This is a genomic window from Ruegeria sp. PrR005 (assembly GCF_010500245.1).
Lineage (GTDB): Bacteria > Pseudomonadota > Alphaproteobacteria > Rhodobacterales > Rhodobacteraceae > Ruegeria_B > Ruegeria_B marisflavi.
This window is the reverse complement of the sequence record NZ_JAAGOX010000013.1, coordinates 1-17,571: the sequence shown is the minus strand read 5'-3', so window position 1 is coordinate 17,571 and position 17,571 is coordinate 1. Positions and strand designations below refer to the sequence as shown.

The following is a 17,571-nucleotide window of genomic DNA, read 5'->3' as shown; positions in this document are numbered from 1 at the left end:
CCATCCCATGTCCGACACGACGACCCATCTCCTACTGCCCTACATCCTGGCGGCGCAGGCCCAGAAGCACGTCACCCATAACGAGGCGCTGCGGATCCTCGACGGGCTCGTCCAGCTTTCCGTTATTGACCGGGACCTGACGGCGCCGCCGAGTTCTCCCGCCGATGGCGACCGTTACATCGTCGCTTCCGGCGCCACCGGCGATTGGGCGGGGTGGGACCTGAATATCGCCCTCTGGTCCGACGGCGCCTGGCTACGCCTGCCGCCGCGCATCGGCTGGCGGACATGGGTCGAGGACGAGGCCGTGCTGCTCGTCTGGACAGGTGCCGCCTGGGAGGTCATGGGCGAGCCGAGCGACATCTCTGACGCCGTCTTCAGCCTCGTGAACGACGCCGATCCCACCAAGAAGGCGGTCTTCTCGCTCGCCGGTATCAGCACCGGCACGACCCGCAGCTACACGCTGCCCAACACCTCCTCGGAACTGGCGATCCTCGCGGGCACGCAGACCTTCACCGGCAACAAGACCTTCTCGGGCACGCTGACAGCCTCTGGCACCGTCACGGTCTCGGGCGCGACGGCCACCATTGGCACGGCGTCGGGTACCGCGACCTACGGCATGGGCACGGGGGCGACGACCAGTGGTCTCACCAAGACTGTGAACCTCGGCACCGGCGGCGCGTCGGGGTCGACCACGGTCGTCAACATCGGCCCCGCGAACTTGGGCGCGAACGGCACGACGGTGGTCAACACTCCGACCGTCACCTTCGCCAATGCCGTGACGCAGGTCGGCATGCCCCAGGCGAACCTGACCGCGCAGTTGCTGGGCCTCGGCGGAGCGACGGCCGACAGCTACAACCGGCTCTCGGTCAACACGCCCGCGGTACTCCTGAACAACGCAGGCGCCGGGATCGAGGCGACGGTCAACAAGGCCGCGCCTGCCAACGATGCGAGCTTCGCCTTCAAGACCAACTGGTCGGCCCGGGCTCTGATCGGCCTTCTCGGCTGCGACGATTTCAGCTTCAAGGTCAGCCCGGACGGCTCGGCCTTCTACGAGGCGCTCCGGATCGACCGCAGCAATGGCCGGGTCGAGATGCCCGAGCCTGTGCTGCTGCCGGCGGTGAGCGCCGTACCCGCACCGCCGCCGACCGGCAAGATCGCCCTCTATGCCCGCGACCGCGCCGGAGCCGGTTGGCTCGACGTCCAGCGCCCCTCGGGCCGGTTCTTTCCGCTGCAGCCGCATTTCGGGGTGAACCGGATCGCGACCTGGGCGCCCTCCACCGGCACGACCGTCAATACCAACGGCATGCCGCGCACCGCTGTCGGCACCGTGTCCACGCCGACGCTCGCTACCACGAACCTCTCGACCTCGATGCGCCGCTGGCGCGTGACCAGCGCGGCCACCGCCGATGCGGCGGCCGAGGAACGCTCGGCCGGATGGGTCTGCTGGCGCGGCAATGCGGATGGGCTGGGCGGCTTCACCTATGTGAACCGGCTCTCGCTGGTGACGCTGCAGGCGACCGGTATGGGCTTCTTCGGCCTCTACGGGTCGACGGCAGCGCTGGCCACGACCCTGACGCTCTCGGCCGTAGTGAATTGCATCGGCATCGGCTTCCAGCGCGGCACCCACACGAACTGGCAGTTGGTGCAGAACGATGCCTCCGGCGCGCCGACGCTTACCGATCTCGGGGCGAATTTCCCGGTCGCGAGCACGACGAACGTCCTGACCCTCACGCTCCTCGCCGCCCCGAACAGCAGCGAGATCGGCGTCCGGGTGGTCGAGGAGGTCAGCGGGGCGGTGGTCGAGGTGATACTCAACAGTGACATCCCTGCCGCCACGCAACTCCTGAGCCCGCGCAACTTCACGAACAATGGCGCTACGGCGGCGGCAGTCGCCTACGATTGCTCGGGGGTGTATGTCGAGACTGACTACTGAGCTGGGCGTCTGCGGAAGTGATGATTGCAGGGGATCATCCCCCCCGATGAGTTTCCCTCCCCTTGGGGGGAAGTCGATAAGTGCACCCGGCGCTGAGCTTATTAGACCGTAGCGAAACCGGCTGTACCCTATCACTTGATCGAAAGGCCCAAAAGTTGCGCGCGGATCGCGGCGCTATCCGCAGCGAGATCCACTGTGGCGAACCGGATGCAATGACCCTGCACAAGGATTGCCTCGTCGACCGTTTCGCCGATGGCGGGGTGCAGTAGCAGGCCCTCGGCAACGTCGGCCAGCGAGTCACCACGCCCGGTCTGCGACCGTAGATAGGCGTAGATCTGATAAAGGTATCCGCTGCGCAGCGTGGTTTCGCGCCGCCAACCGGCCGTGACGATCCCGGTGAACTTTGTATCAATCACGATGCGTCGGTCCGCCACCAGATCGTCGAGTACGACGTCGGTCCGCATGCCAGGCAGGATGTCCCGGGCGCCGTCGCTGCACCAGTCGACCGGCCAATCAAGTGGACGGCCCGTTCGCACATCCCAGCGGCTAGACGGCAACACCGCGCGGTAAAAGCCGCCCACAGCCCGCTCGAAGAGCCGTCGTGCCCATTGTTCCTCCCGATCCGGCATCGGCAGGGGTCTGGGGCCCGCCAACTCCGTGGGCAGGACGAGGTCTACGGCCAGCTTAGCGGCCGCCAGCATCTCGCGATCCGCCGCGTCGTGTCGCCCGATGCGGTCGGCACTGAGCTCGCTCCGCGACGGCATCGCACCCGAGACCCCCAAAGCCTGCATGTCCGCGGCGAGGCGACGGCAGCGATGGCGCAGATCCGGGTGTGACACCAATCGCGCCACCGCTTCCAACGCACCGCGAACAAAGCGGTTGCGCGGCGTGTCGACGCTGAGTTCGACGAAACGACAGGCCACCGCGCCGCGCGCGAGCAGCTGGCGACGCTCGGTGCGCAAGACGTCGATCCGGCCCCGCACGCGCGAGAGGTCCGCGCTGCGCGGCCGATAGCCGAGACTCAGCTGCCGGCGCTGTCGCTCCTCCACAGCCTGTGCCAGCAGTCGCGCGACGAGGTCGGCGATCTCATCCGGGTTGCGTTCCGCGTCGACCAGCGCGCGCTCTGACGTTTTCAGCAGATCCGACGCGTAGAGCATCAGCAGCCAGATGTTGCGCACGGGGATGCGCCCGATGAAGCCCGCAGCCTCGTGCGACAGATTTGTCGCGGCGGTCACCATCCCTGCAGCAGCTTCTCGACGGCATCGCGCGCTGATTTTGGGGCATCGAACCAGTATTCATCGAGAAGTGGTCCGATTTCCGTTTCGGCAACCTGTCTGAACCACTCGCGCGTAGCGGCAGGTTCGAGTCTTGCCGTCGGCGTCACGTAGCTATGCCCGATCTCGAACTGGCGGCCAAATGCCTCACCGATCTGCGCATTCAGCGCCACGATACGCCGTTCGATGTCGTCGACGAGGGCGGGGTCGACGCCGCCTTTTTCGGTTACCCACCGCCGCCAGGCTTCACCCAGCCTCGGCTCAAGACCGACGAAGGCGAAGCGCCTCCGGAACGCGAGGTCGACCAGCGCCAGCGAACGGTCTGCGATGTTCATCGTACCAATGACAAAGAGATTCTCGGGCACATGAACCGGGCGGCGTTTGCCGTCAGCATCGGGATAGCAGAGTTCAAGCGCCTCGCGCGGCGTGCGTTTTCCAGCCTCGAGCAGGGTAAGCAGTTCGCCGAAAATCTGTGCGGGGTTACCGCGGTTGATCTCCTCGATGATAACGACGAAGCGGGCTTCTGGCCTGCCAAGCGCCGCTCGGATCGCTTCCATGAAAACGCCGTCGGCAAGGGTCAATTTGCCATCACCGCTTGGACGCCATCCACGCACGAAATCCTCGTAGGAGAGGTTGGGGTGGAACTGGACGGCGCGAACTCGCGCCTCGTCGCGCTCTCCCATCAGCGCGAAAGCAAGACGCTTGGCCATCCAAGTCTTTCCTGTCCCCGGTGGCCCCTGCAGGATCAAATTCTTCCGGGTGCGGAGCCGCTCCAGAAGGCGCTCGATTTCGTTGCGGTCTAGGAAGGAACCGTCCCGGAGGATATCGTCGACCGAATAAGGCTCCATCGGTGCGGGTACTTGGACGGTCTCAACTGCAGACTCGCCTTCATCCTCCGTGCCAACCGGTTTAGCTAGGTCTGGTTCTGCGGACGGGTCATCAGGCGCCTTGTAGTGCCAGGATGCCAGCGAAAGCTCAGGGAAGCTGTGCACGGGGTAGCTATCCTCGCCAAAGCGAGCCTTTAGGTCATCGACGAGCTTCAGATAGGTTGCACCGCTGCAAGGCTTTTGTGGCCCAATAACAGGGATCCGCATCTGTAAGCGACCAGTCATGTACGCGCGCGAGTTGCTGTCGAGCGTCGGAAACTCCCAGGGATGCGACCAGTATAGACCCGTCGAGAGGTTCCACGAGGCTCCCCAGACTTCCACGGCAGCGTCATAGGCCTGCACGAAATCCGCGCGCAATTCTTGCTGGTCCGAATCCAATAGGGCCGCTGCAGCCGCAAATAACTCCCACAACCGATCGATATCATCCGCGCCACGCTTGTCAGCGTAGCTGAAGAACCAAGACCGCTGGTTATTCAGAACTGGTATTCCCTCGAATGAATCGGGAGGGGCTTCCTCTACACCTAGCAGTTTTCCCAGAGCACCTGCGATTAGATGACGATTGGCATCCGTCATCGACCGGTTGAACATGCCCATTGTGGTGAAAGGGCAGATATCCTGGAGTGGCCCTCGTTCACCGCTCGGATAGCGATCATTTAGATAGATGCCGAGACCGGGGAGGTCTCCAGAAATCGACTGAATCCCGTCGACAAGAGGCCGGCGGTCATTTCGATAGTCTAGCAACCGGGTGGCGACCGCGCTGTAGAAAGTTGTCCAGCGGAACCGCTGTTCGCCGTTCAGGTCGCCGAACCGCTCGCGCCAAAATGGCTCGTTCCGGAAGCGGTCAATGTCTTGGGGGCGACCATCAAAAGCGAACGAAAGAAGCCCGTCCTCCATCCATTCACCGGGAGCAACACGCCAGATCGTCGAACGATTGGTGTAGAAGTACCACTCGCGCGGGGGCGCAGATGGAGCCCAATCGACCTTTACCTGCTTGCCGTCGTCTGGGTTCGCAGTGATCGTGCCTGTCGCCTTAATAGCCATCACAGAAACGGTTGCGCCGCGATTGTCGAACGGTAGATCGCGCTTGCGCGTGTAGGATGACTTGATTGCTATCTTGTCTCCAGGGCGCATCGAGCGCACGAGATCACCGTATTTTCCGTCCTCGTATCCGTTTTCCCAGATGCCGTCGGCAAGAAATCTGGGTGTTTGGTCTTCTGTGCGGTTATAGGCGGCACCGACAAACCAGGATGGCCGTGTGCCCAGGTCCTCTGACATAAATCTTTCTCCTAGACGTCGGCGATCAAATACATTCTGAGGCTTTTCATTCGACTACGCTCTGAGTTCGTCCGAGCAGTTCGGTGGATGCCCCGTCCGCAGTTTTCGTGCCGTCTTGGTTGGCTTCCCAATCCGAGTAAGTCCTCCCATCCGGAAGCTTCCACAGTATCCGTCCGTTCGCGCTGGCCCCGATCACCGTGGCTGCGGCAGCGGATGCAGACGTGAAGCTGTAGTCGCTGGTGAAGAGCAAGAAATTTCCGTCTTCCCGTAGCACGCCTGTTTCCAGAAGGGTCTGACGCATCGCAGTCGTACCCCGTGGGATGGTAGTTGTCGTCTTGATCCGCGCCTTTGATCCAGCCAAGACTACAAAATCCCCAGACGAACCGAGCTGCATTTCGGCGGCGAAGCCCTCGCCCCGAAAGAAGAACTTCAGCTCTTGTGAGCTAACGGGTTGAAAAGCCTCCTTTGTCGATTCGACAGGGCGGCCCCGCATTTCGCGGAATAGGTCCCATCCGAGTGCACCGACCAAGGTTTTCGTCTGATCGACAAACTCATCCATGGCAGCTCGGTCTGGAAGGGGGAGTTTTCCCGCATCCTCGGATGGCCGCTTCATATTTGGGATTGTCCAGCGTGGATTGCTTCCGACACCTCTGATCAGGCAGGCCTCCACGTATCGCGCATGGCTTTTCGTGAGGTTCTCGTCCTTGCTGATCAGGACGACTGTGTCCGTCCAGAAGACTTTTGCATCCCGACCAGTCTCGTTGGAATTGTGATAGGACAAGCGTGCACCAACACCCTCTGACTCGCCGATGTAGGCAAGTTGGCGGTCAGGTTCGTTCTCGTCTCCGCCGATCAGCACATAGACACCCGGCCTCTCGATCTCAGGGAATGCGTTGCAGACCCGTTTCAGCTGATTTCGCCGGAAGGCAATCGCCTGGATCGTCGACATCGAGATTTGCGCTACTCGAATACCATTCGGGTCGCCGTCTAGCAGGAAAATGTTGATCGAGCGGGGTTTTGTCATGCCGTCGGCCCGACCAAGTCCATCAGCTTGCCGAAATCCGTAACCACGTCGTATTTGACACGATCCTGCGCGACTTTCTGACCGATTTCAGAAAAAAACTTTCGCGCACACTCAATCTTGGTCTTCTCAATTTCCCGCAGTTTCATCGATGACATCGTGCCCTTAGTCTCGGCTACGAAGTAAATGTGCCGCACGCTGCCAGCTTTGAAGGATATTGCCCAATCGGGGTTGTAATCCCCGACAGGAGTTGGGATCAGGAAGCCACGCGGCAGCTTCGCGTAAACTACGACTTCGCTGCTTGTATCGAGTTCCTGCACGAACGCTCTTTCCACGTCCGAGTCCGTGATCGCGTAGTCATAGACATGGTTCTTGAGCTTCGCCGTTGCCCGCGAGAAATCCTGGCCGGTCTGGTTGGCAGTGAAAATATCCACGTCGTACCGCTCGTCGACTTCATCATAGGCTAGGCGCTCGATCACCATCGCGGCCTTCTGTTCAGCAACGATACGCGACGCTTCGGCGATGAAATGTTCGGGGTTCTTGGTGAATTGCTCGAAAACCGCCGGTGTGATTTGGCCCAGAATGGACGCTGCAGTGTCTCGGGTCAGCTGAGCGTTCTCGGCTACTTTGCCCACGAGGTCGTACTTCACCAGGGAGTGGACAGAACCGCCATGACTGGTGGTCGTGTTCGTGACCTTGAAGCCGTCGCCGCTACGCAGTTGGCCATCGGTCAATCCGTCGTTCTGCACGCCGATTTGAACCGTGTACTGCAACGGAGTAACCCGCAACTGGCTATCCAGCGCGCTGACGCATTTGCGGATCAGCTCAACTGAGTCGAACTCGACCCGGTAGACCGCCTTCCGGTTGATGCGTGCCCAAAGCTCTTGGAACTCTTTCTTCTCGAAATTCGCATTCAGAGGATTGGTCTTGGGTTTACGGCCGTCATCGACTTTGGGCAATTGCGCGTCGCTGAAGACGCTATCGATGAGCTGGAACACCTGTTCCGCATGCGGCTTCAAGTCGTCGGGAAGGTCGGCCAGTTTTCCCTCGGCCTTTGCTTCGTGATAGGCGGCAGAGATCTGGTCCGTATCGTCGGTGTAATCATTCTTCACCAGATAGCGGTAGATTTGCTTCGCCATCGCTGCAGTGACTTCAACGCTACCCTGCTCGGTGGAGAGCGTCTTTCCGGTGAAATACTCCTCGGTTGCCTGCCTCGGGCGCGACGAGAGGGTCTCCGCGATCTCCTGCTGGAGCCCGGCCACGAAGTCCTTGTAGCTCTCGCTTGCGACCACAGTCAGCACGTTGATGTCATGCACCACGGCTGGGTGATCCATCCTGTCGCCGTGTTGGTCGACGCTCAGCCGTAGGCCACGCCCCACTTCCTGGCGCCGGGATATGGTGTTATCGCTGTGCTTCAGCATGCACATGACAAAAACGTTCGGGTTGTCCCAGCCTTCACGCAGCGCCGAGTGCGAGAAGATGAATCGAGTGGGTTCGGCGAAGGAAAGAAGGCGTTCCTTGTCCTTGAGGATCAGGTCGTATGCATCCACATCGTCGGAATCGACAGAGCGGGCACCAACAGCAGGATCTTTGAGGCGGTTCGTCTTCTTGTCGATCGAGAAGTACCCGTTGTGGGTTTTGGCCGAAGCGATGCCCTCGAGATATTTCCGGTACGCCTCGTTGTCGATTGCGAGCTCCGACAGATACTCGGCCTTCAGCAGCTCGTACTCTTCCTCGAAGACCCGAGCATATTCGCCTTTCTCGTCGGCCTGGTCGTAGTCACGGTACTTCAACACCTCGTCGATGAAGAACAGAGACAGGACCTTGATGCCCTGCGCGAACAGCTGCTTTTCCTTGTCCAGATGCGCTTTGATCGTCTCACGGATCTGGATGCGGCGAATGTCGCGCTCTGAGACGTCACCGTTCGCCTCTCCAGCCCTCAACACTTCCCCGTTGGTGAATTCGACGGTGTCGTTCACAGCATCGATTTGGCTGATCGTGAATCCGCGGTATTGGTCCAGCTCGCCAGACTCCACGAACAAGTCGTCGCGGAACTCGAGCCGCCGCAGCTGACGCTTGATTTCGCCCGATTTCAGCTTCACCTCCAACTCGATCCGCGCCACGGGGGCTTTTTTCGAGATGTCGATGCCTTCTAGGTAGAGGTAGGCATTGGTGCCGGCCAGACCTCGTGTCTGGATGCCGCGGACCGCGATCTTCTTCACCAGTTTCTGGTTATAGGCGTCCAGCGCGTCCAGGCGGTGAACGCGATTGTGCTGGGTCCGGTGGGTCGCCGAATAGCGCATGATGAACAGCGGCTTGAACTTCGGCAGCGCCTCCATCGTCGCCTTGCCTTCCATCTTCTGCGGCTCGTCCAGGATCAGGATCGGCCGGTTCGAGGCGATCACGTCGATGGGCTTGCGCGTCTGGAAATCGTCCAGCTCCTCGTAGATGCGCCGGTTGTCCTTGCCGCTGGCGTTGAACGCCTGGATGTTGATCACCATCACGTTGATGCCGGCGTCGGACGAAAAGCTCTCCAACTCGTGCAGGCGCTTGGAGTTGTAGATGAAGAACCGCGCCTTCTTCCCGTAGCTTTCGGTGAAATGGTCCGCCGTGATCTGCAGCGACTTGTACACCCCTTCGCGGATCGCGATCGACGGCACCATGATGATGAACTTCGACCAGCCGTAGCGCTTGTTCATCTCGAAGATGGTCTTGATGTAGCAGTAGGTCTTGCCCGTGCCGGTCTCCATCTCGATGTCGAGGTGAACGCGGGTCGCGGCCAGCGCGTCGCGTTTGTAGGTCGCGGCCACGGGGCCACGTTCGCTCCGCGCATTCAGGGTCGTGAATTCCGTCAGGGACTGCGTGACGGGCAGGTTCTGGCGTTGCTGAACCTTCTGGATGTTCTCCAAGATCTGCGCGTCGGTCAGCGCGAAGTCGGCGTTCTTAAAACCTTCCTCGAAGGCGCTGGTCTGCGCCGTGCGGCCGGGGTCGATGCGGTAGGTCAGGCCAGAGGTCATGGGCTGGCCGGTGAAGCAGTCGACCACGTCATTAACGGCATTGGTCTGATAGGGCTGAACCTTGAACTTGAGTTTCATGGTCGGCCTCAGATCGCTTTGACTTCGGTGCTGGGCGAAAGCTGGCGGAAGATCTGGGTCACGTTGATCTTCACCGCGTCAGAGACGAATCCGTTGTCGCGGAAGACAACGCGCAGCGGCTCATGGCCTGCCAGCTCTTTCACCAGATCCTCGGTGATGCCGCGGTCGAAGCAGGCGATGAGGGCGTTGTCGTCGACGAAGAACACGGTCTTGCCCTGCACCGTTTCGCGGCGGATGGGCAACGTCAGGTCCACGCCCCAATCGACCAGCACCTGGAACAGCAGATCCTCGGCCGTGCGGCCCTCCTTCACGTTGTCCACCATGTCGAGCAGGTCGGACTGTTTCAGCTCGTCCGGGCGGTAGTAGACGTCCTTCATGTTCGAGGTGTCGACCTTGAGCACCCGGAAGCCCTTTACATCTTCACCTTCGGCCTTCAGCTCGTTCACAACATTAACAAGGCGCATCCGCCCCATATCAAAAATGGTCTTCATCTTGGTTTCTGGAATGCGCAGAGGTTCAGCGATTTGAACGCCAATGAAACGCCGGTTCCCTCCGTCGACACGGTTTTGCGCTAGCACAGCATGGGCAGTGGGTGCACTTCCGCTAAAGAAGTCCATAACGATGTCTCTTTTGTTCGGCGTGGTAGCGAGTTGAACAATGCGCTGCAGAAGCTCAACAGGCTTAACCGAATTCAACACATTCTCGGTGTTCTCAAATTGCACGTACTTCAGAAGAGTTTTTTTGGCGTCTTGGGTGTGCCCCACGTCGCCGTAGAACCACAGAGTTTGAGGCGTCTTGCCGGATGACACTTCAGATAGAAACTTCTTTACTGCTGGTACGTTACTTCCATCCTTTCCCCACCAGATTCTGTTGTCGGCGTCTAGCTTTTTAAAGTTTTCCTCACTAATTGCCCAATAGCGCCCCGTCGGCGGCCCATCAATTTTTCGGCCCGATGGTGACACGACGGGATACACTCCCGCATCGTAAGCATTGCGAGCAGTCATATCAGCTGCCTTCCATGGCCCTCGCGGGTCATCGTCGAGATTTTTGTAGCGTGCCTCCATTTCGTCCGTTCGTGGGAGCTGGTTTGGAAACCAGCTTTCTTTGTTTTTGGCAAAAACTAGAATGAAATCGTGGTCTTCAGAAAACCACTTCGCAGAATTCTTAGGCGCATAGACTTTTTGCCAGACAATCGTGGCCACAAAGTTCGCTTCGCCAAATACGGCATTACCAAGCTTGCGAAGGTTATCTACTTCGTTGTCATCAATAGATATGAAGACTACACCGTCATCCGCCAAAAGATTTTTGGCAAGGTGAAGTCTCGGGTAAAGCATGGAGAGCCAATCGGAATGGAAACGCCCGTTCGCCTCCGTGTTGGCAACCAGACGCTTTCCCTCATCATCCGTTTGCCCAGATGCCCCAAGGTAATCCTTCGCATCTTGCGAGAAATCATCGTCGTAAATAAAGTCTCGACCAGTGTTATAGGGCGGATCAATGTAAATTAATTTCACCTCTCCCAAGAATGATTCCTGCAAGACTTTGAGTGCCTCAAGGTTATCGCCTTCGATATAGAGGTTGTCGGATGAGTCGAAATCTACACTTTCCTCGCGACAAGGACGCAATGTCTTGGCGATAGGTGCGTTGGCCAGCACCAAGGCCTCGCGTTTCCCCGGCCAGTCCAGCCGGTACCGCTCCTGCGGCCCCTCCACGATGTGGTCGCTCAACTCCTGACGCAGTTGGTCAAAATCAACCGCCAGACGCACCGCCCCCGTCGCCTCGTCCTGCGCTTCCGTCACGCAACCCGGGAACAGGTCGCGGATTTTCGCGATGTTGTCCTGGCTCAGGTCGGGGCTGTGCATCTTCAGCTTGTCCATGCTCTTCCTCTCAATCATTCGTCACGGCGGTTCCGGGGTGTGCCCCGGTCAACCGCTCAAGTTCTTGTTTCGCCGCGCGCAGCTCGGCATTGATCGCCACGCGCTTGTTGAATTGTTTTTCGCGTCCCAGACGCGCCGTGATCCGCTCGACCTCACGCGTCTGCGTCTTAATCGCCTCAGCCTGCGCGATGCGTTCTTCCAGCGACAGGGGGCGCTCCGCCTCGGAAGGGGTGAGGGATGCCTGAGGCGCCTCGCCAAACCCTGATGCGGCCCTGGGGATCAACCGTGCCGTCTGACCCGCCACCAGCGGCTCGAGCAACCGCTCGTACAGCGCGCCCATGTTCAGCGCCACAGGTAGCGGGGCGCGCGGTGCGTCCTCGGGCAGCCAGTCTCCCTGAAAATAGTCGCCCACAACCCAGCGGGTGCTGTCGGCCTCGCTCTGCCGCTTGTAGGCGGCCGTCAGCCTGACGCGGCCGCCATGTGCCACCTCGAAGATCAGCGGAGAGGGAATGGCCTTGTCGATGGCGCGCAGCACGCTCGTGTCCAGCGTCGCAGTGCGCGCAGTGATGCGGAAGACCTGTATCTCGGCCACCTGCTTGGTCGCCGCCAGATTGACCGTCTCGGGCGCCAGCTTATGTGACCAGATGATCTGATCCACCTCGCGCACGAAGAGGTCCTTTAGGCCCGTGTTCGCCCCGGCATGTTCGTAGATCTTGTTCTTGGGGATCACGCGCCCGAAGGCGCTTGCGCGGGGCCAGTCGTAGAGGGTCATGAGCCGCCCCCTTCGATGACCAGGAAGGCGATCAGCTCGAAGTCGTCCAGCCCCTTGATGGTGTGGGTCAGCGCCGTGGTTCGACCGCCGCTGAACAGGCTGTCGATGTCCTTCTCTTCCTTCACCTCGATCATCGAGCGGATCGCGCTGGAGAGCAGGTCGGAATAGCGGCCCATCTTGCGCCCGTCTTCGGTGCGTTCGTTGAAGATGCGACAGACATCGCGCATGGGCTCGATCCGCCCCTTGCAGCTGGATCGGATCAGGTCAAGCAGGCGCTTGACCTCGGTGTGGTCGGCGACGATTTGGCCGTCGTCGTCGATGTAGACCAGGTAGAAGGGGTGCAGCCGGTTTTGCTGGTTGACGTTCACGCTGTCGTGGATGTTCTTCAGGGCGAAGATGACACCGGGCTGCAATCCCAGCTCTGGCTGCGCCGGGACGACGGCGTGCATGCCGAAGGGCACGTTGTCGAGCTCGCCATGCGCCTTGACGTAGTTGAGCAGGTCCATTCGGAAGTCGTTCAGCCCGAGATCGGTGATCGAGATTCCGGCCTTCACGTCCTCGAGCTCGATGACCTCGTCCTGGAGCCGCTTGAGCTGTTCCTTGCGGTAGGCGATGTCACTCGACTTCGCCGTGAGCACGTTGTCGTCGCCAGTGGCGGTGATGTCGGTGATCACCATCCGGTTTTCGACGCGCTCCTTGAGGTTGATGTATTCGTCGAGCGTGATGTCGGGCCAGTAGTTGACCAGCTGGATCTGGCTGTTTGGGGAACCGATCCGGTCGATCCGACCGAAACGCTGAATGATGCGCACCGGGTTCCAGTGGATATCGTAGTTGATCAGGAAGTCGCAGTCCTGCAGGTTCTGACCTTCCGAGATGCAGTCGGTGCCGATGAGAATGTCCAGCTCAGCCGGATCGTTTGGCAGGACAATGGCTTTCTCTTTCGAGCGCGGAGAAAACAAGGTCAGGACGCTCTGGAAGTCGTATGACTTCTTGAGCGTGGTTTTGGGGGCGTCCGACCCGGTGACCTTGCCGACATGCAGTCCGAGCTGGTGTGCGAAGGGCGCCAGGTTGTCGTAAAGATAATTTGCGGTGTCAGCGAACGCGGTGAAGATCAGCACTTTCCTGTTCCCAGGATTCAGCGGCTCATCAACCTTCTGTCTGATAAGGGCAAGCAGATGCTGGAGCTTGGCGTCGTCCGCCGGTTTGACCTTTTCCATTGATGCGATCAGGTCTTCGATCAGGACAAGGTCGGCAGCTAGGTCGTGCTTCCAGGAGGGCAGGTCCATGTCTGCGAGACTGATCTGCACCTTCTTTCCGACCGTGAATTCATCGAGGCCCGAAAGATCATCATCTTCCGGGTCGAAGTCACTCATCTCCGCAAGGTGGTCACTTACGCTCCCGCTGCGCCCCGTCTTTTCGAATTCTTCGATGGCATCGAGCGTGCGAGAAACATTCGCACCTAGGGACCGAAGCGTGAGACGAAACGCTGCAACCGAGCTCTCCAAGCGTTTCAGCAGGTTGGTCGTCATGAGGGCCTGAAGGCTGCGCTCGCGATCGGCCTGCCTCAGTTTGCCCCGACCGCCCTCGGTCTGCGTGTCATAGATTTCCTCATACTTCCGCAGTCGGCTCGGCAGGATGTAGCTGATAGGCGCATAGACTGCCAGCTTGAGCACCGAAAGCTGCGAGAAGATATCGTTGAAACCCATCACGTCGGTTCGCTCGGTAATTGGCCGATGATGTGAAAGAGGTTTGCGTCTCTGGGGAAACTTTCCGATGTCTTTTGTGTCGTAGAAAGTTTCGATGTGCTTCCGCGAACGGGCAATCGTGACGGCATCGAGAAGCTCGAAAAAGTCAAAGTCCAGTGACTTCAATATCGATGCGGCGGTCCTTTCCTCCGAAGGCAGAGCGGACCATTCGTTGAATGCAGTCTGAGCCCGTCGGAAGATCTCCTCAATGGTGGCCTGACTCTTCAGGCTTTTGCTGAGCGCCTCCGACTGCCCCTCGTATGCCAGTGCCAACTGGTTGCGGAGATCGGTGAACTTGTTATTCACCGGCGTCGCGGAAAGCATCAGGACCTTAGTCTTCACGCCCGCGCGGATGACCTTGTTCATGAGCTTTTGGTACCGCGTTTCCCGGTCTTTGTAGACATCATTGTTCCGGAAATTGTGGGACTCGTCGATCACGACGAGATCGTAATTTCCCCAGTTCACGCGATTGAGGGGGATGCCAAAGGACTCGCCGGAAGTCCGTGAGAGATCGGTATGGCACAGCACATCGTAGTTGAACCTGTCCTTGGCAAAAATGTTTGTGGTCAGGTTCGAGTTATAGTTGCGCCAATTATCTGCGAGCTTTTTGGGGCAAAGGACCAAGACCGAGCGATTGCGCAACTCGTAGTATTTGACCACCGCCAAGGCGGTGAACGTCTTCCCAAGGCCGACCGAGTCCGCGAGGATACAGCCGTTGTACGTCTCGAGCTTGTTGATGATGCCGGTCGCTGCATCTTTCTGATAGTTGAACAGCTTGTTCCACACGAGGCTGTCCTGATAACCCGTGAGATCGTTCGGCAGAACATCTTCGTCGACTTCATCAAGGAAGTCTTGGAAAATGCTATATAGCATCGCAAAATAGATGCGCTCAGGAGAGTTCTCCTGATAGACGGACTCAATATGCTCGCAAATGGCAGAGGTAACGTCCTTCACCTTGTCCGGGTCCGACCAGATCTGGTCGAAAAGCTGAAGGTACATCTTCGCATGAGCAGGGTCGTCAAAACGTGTGACGAAGTTTGAGACCGCATCACCTTTTTGGTAGCCCAAATCCACGGCGGTGAAGCCGCTGATTGGCATATAGCCCACCTCTCCGTCAGAGCCTGCAACGTGCATGAACTGCTGCATCGGCGCCTTGCTCGTGTTGGAGCGGAACCTGGCCTTCTTGCGGATCCAATCTGCGCATTCTCGGGCTACAGCGCGCTGCGTTAGCTTATTGCGAAGCTGGATCTCGAATTCCGTACCATAAAGGCCGCTTTCGCGCCGAGCCTTCGGTATGAAGAATTCTCGACGCTCTTTCCGAAGCCGATCCGTAACTTCCGTTGGAACGAAGGTCGGGGCCGTAAAAATGAACTGCAAACTGTCGATCTTCGAGAGTTCAGCTTTCAGCTCCTCGAATGCATAAATCGAAAAACACGATGCCGCGATCCGCAAACGTGACCCGCGTTCAATGGAGGCCTTCAGGTCATCCCCAAGCAGTCGCGATGTGTTATCAATAATTTGCATCGACGACCTCTCGGTTCAGAAGAACAATCTGCTGATCCTGCGGTTTCCTGGCGGATGGATCCGTGTCCAGCCCAAGGCGCTTGAGGGTGTAATAGAGAAGTGCGCGGCGAACCTTGATCTCGGCTTTGCCGTCCTGCATGCCGTAGTCGAGCGCGATCACCTTGGCCTGTGTCTCGGACAGTTCCGGGTGGGGCCCCACCTCCAGCGTGACCTCCGAATGCCAATCGGCATCTTCGGCGGCAGTGGTTACAGCCTCAGCGGTCCCGCGCACTTCCAGCATCCGCGACAGCAGGAAGTCCTTGAAGCAATCGTCCGTCATACAGAAGGCTCGCGCATGCCAACGAAACCCATCGAAAGCGATGGCGTGGGGCGCAATCCAGCGCCAACGCGGCTCGGGATTGGACAAGGATTGGTAGTTGATCTCTATCGCCTCAGTCCGGCGAATGGCGCCAACAACCGCGCGCAAGGTTTCAGGATGAACGCCGCGTGCAGGAGTTGGCGTCGAGCCAAAGGCCGGTAGGTCAGTGGTCCAGCAGTCATCGCGGTCGAGGAGCCCTTCCTCGAGGGAGCGTAGCTGGGCCAGGTATCGGCCAGCGTCCAGCTTCCCGAACACAGACTTGAACCCCGGGCCGCGCACGTAGGTGCGTGCGCTCTTGTCGTAGGTCATGTTGTCCGGGGCGAAGCTGATGTAGCGGTTCAGGTCGGATGAAGCCTGGTTCACCGACAGCCCGAACTGCTCCATGACATCGCTTCGGTTCACATGCCCCTCCCAAAACAGGCGAAACTCGATGAACTCGAGCCGCTGCTCGACGCCCCAGCGAAGTTCCGACCTGTCGTTTTCCACTACGCGCTCCCGCCTTGGTCGATGCGCACGATTACTATGCGCGCCCAATTATTGGGTTCTAGGAGACGCTATCCGACGGGGTGAGCGCGCGCAATCGGAATTGCGCGTAAAGCGATTGATATTGCTGGGGGTTGCGGGTGGGGTGTAGCTCGATCAGGGACCGCACAGTCGCGGATCAGGAATTGATGGCGGCCTTACCCGTGCGGCTCGCCGAGACGCGCAGCACAGGAGATGGCAGGCAATCGGTATGGTTCAGCCCCCGGCCTCGTCCGGTGCGATCTCGCTGAGCTCTCGGTCTTCGAATGCCACGACATCCTCCATCCGATAGATGACGCGGCGTCCGATCTTGATGAAGCGCGGCCCGTCGCCTGTGGAGCGCCAGTATTCGAGGGTCCTGTGGCTGATCCTCCATCGTGCTGCCAGCTCAATTTGGGTCAGACGTGTGTCGAACATCTTTCGTTTCCTTTCGTGCAACCTCAAAGGCCGAAATGCAAACTCCCTGCGCGTCCAACACGATGCTTCGCGCAGGGTTTTGCTGACGATGCCCGCGCGGGATTCAGCGCCCGGCCTTTATCTCCTCTAGGTCGCGCAATTCTTGATTTTCGAACGCAAGGACATCTTCGAGGCGGTAGATCACGCGCCCGCCGAGCTTCATGAAGCTCGGTCCTTCGCCAGTCCAACGCCACCGCTCAAGTGTCCTCGGGCTAATTCTCCATCGGGCAGCCAGATCGATTTGACTGAGGCAAATTTCTCGCATCTTCGTTTCCTTTCGAACGACCACTTTGGTCGCAGGACAACGAATGCGTAGAAAGAAAACGTATTCAAGTCAGTGTGTTGCGGGAATCTGCGCGTTGCGGGCGGGGCGCTTCGGACGGTCGGCGCAGCAGCGAGTTTCTGGCCAAGGCCATGTCAGATCACGCAATTTCCGTCAGAACATCTTAAGACACGTAATCCTGCCGGAGCTCCCTCAGGGGTCACAGGAGACGGTCCAGTTGGAAGGGCACTTCCTCCGCCACTTGCCTTTGAGAACTGTTTCTCCACGCCCTGCGTCGGCGGGATTTTTCCGTTGTTTTCGAGGGTTATGCAGGAGGGGCTGAGCACCGAACCCGGCGCCAGGTGGCCCGGAAGCGGTCTCTCAGGGCCGATATTCTCCGGACCTGATGACTGCGCCGATTTGGTGCTTAGCCTCTAGGTGTCTGAAATGAGATGATTTTCTTGGAAAACGGGCTGAACACTTCGATGCCTGCTGCTCCCCCACTGAAGTGGTCCTCCGCTATGTTTAGGAAAACGTAGGAAACACATGGCCAACAAGCGACCGAAGCCCGAA

11 protein-coding genes are annotated in these 17,571 nt (G+C 59.2%); 1 reads left to right on the top strand and 10 read right to left on the bottom strand.

Annotation, left to right across the window (positions count from 1 at the left end):
- Positions 1-7: 7 nt before the first annotated feature.
- On the top strand, positions 8-1,933 hold the full coding sequence (locus G0P99_RS10370) for a DUF2793 domain-containing protein (protein ID WP_164129487.1): 1,926 nt from the start codon (positions 8-10) through the stop codon (positions 1,931-1,933).
- Between the two features lie 131 nt (positions 1,934-2,064).
- On the opposite strand, the gene mcrC is transcribed toward G0P99_RS10370, so the two are convergent.
- From mcrC to G0P99_RS24935, 10 genes are all read right to left on the bottom strand, one after another.
- The gene (gene mcrC, locus G0P99_RS10365; protein WP_164129485.1) at positions 2,065-3,171 is read right to left on the bottom strand and encodes a 5-methylcytosine-specific restriction endonuclease system specificity protein McrC; all 1,107 of its coding nucleotides are present in this window, start codon (positions 3,169-3,171) and stop codon (positions 2,065-2,067) included.
- Positions 3,165-5,369, bottom strand: coding sequence for an McrB family protein (locus tag G0P99_RS10360; protein ID WP_164129483.1), 2,205 nt, complete (start codon positions 5,367-5,369; stop codon positions 3,165-3,167). Before G0P99_RS10360 ends, mcrC begins: the two co-directional genes overlap by 7 nt.
- 46 nt (positions 5,370-5,415) lie before the next feature.
- Positions 5,416-6,393 (bottom strand): GIY-YIG nuclease family protein, encoded by a 978-nt coding sequence (locus G0P99_RS10355; protein ID WP_164129481.1) that lies wholly within the window; start codon positions 6,391-6,393, stop codon positions 5,416-5,418.
- Positions 6,390-9,485, bottom strand: a complete 3,096-nt coding sequence (locus G0P99_RS10350) for a type III restriction-modification system endonuclease (RefSeq protein ID WP_164129479.1) — start codon at positions 9,483-9,485, stop codon at positions 6,390-6,392. Before G0P99_RS10350 ends, G0P99_RS10355 begins: the two co-directional genes overlap by 4 nt.
- 8 nt (positions 9,486-9,493) lie before the next feature.
- Positions 9,494-11,359 (bottom strand): site-specific DNA-methyltransferase, encoded by a 1,866-nt coding sequence (locus G0P99_RS10345; protein WP_164129477.1) that lies wholly within the window; start codon positions 11,357-11,359, stop codon positions 9,494-9,496.
- Positions 11,360-11,369: 10 nt separating this feature from the next.
- Positions 11,370-12,131 carry a DUF4391 domain-containing protein gene (locus tag G0P99_RS10340; RefSeq protein ID WP_164129475.1) on the bottom strand — a complete coding sequence of 254 codons (762 nt, stop codon included), beginning with the start codon at positions 12,129-12,131 and terminating at the stop codon, positions 11,370-11,372.
- Positions 12,128-15,400 carry a helicase-related protein gene (locus tag G0P99_RS10335; protein WP_164129473.1) on the bottom strand — a complete coding sequence of 1,091 codons (3,273 nt, stop codon included), beginning with the start codon at positions 15,398-15,400 and terminating at the stop codon, positions 12,128-12,130. Before G0P99_RS10335 ends, G0P99_RS10340 begins: the two co-directional genes overlap by 4 nt.
- The gene (locus G0P99_RS10330; protein WP_164129471.1) at positions 15,387-16,244 is read right to left on the bottom strand and encodes a WYL domain-containing protein; all 858 of its coding nucleotides are present in this window, start codon (positions 16,242-16,244) and stop codon (positions 15,387-15,389) included. Before G0P99_RS10330 ends, G0P99_RS10335 begins: the two co-directional genes overlap by 14 nt.
- A gap of 252 nt (positions 16,245-16,496) precedes the next feature.
- Positions 16,497-16,697: an AlpA family transcriptional regulator gene (locus G0P99_RS10325; protein WP_164129469.1), complete on the bottom strand. Its 201-nt coding sequence runs from the start codon at positions 16,695-16,697 to the stop codon at positions 16,497-16,499.
- Positions 16,698-16,800: 103 nt separating this feature from the next.
- Positions 16,801-17,001 carry an AlpA family transcriptional regulator gene (locus tag G0P99_RS24935; RefSeq protein WP_164129467.1) on the bottom strand — a complete coding sequence of 67 codons (201 nt, stop codon included), beginning with the start codon at positions 16,999-17,001 and terminating at the stop codon, positions 16,801-16,803.
- Positions 17,002-17,571 lie beyond the last annotated feature (570 nt).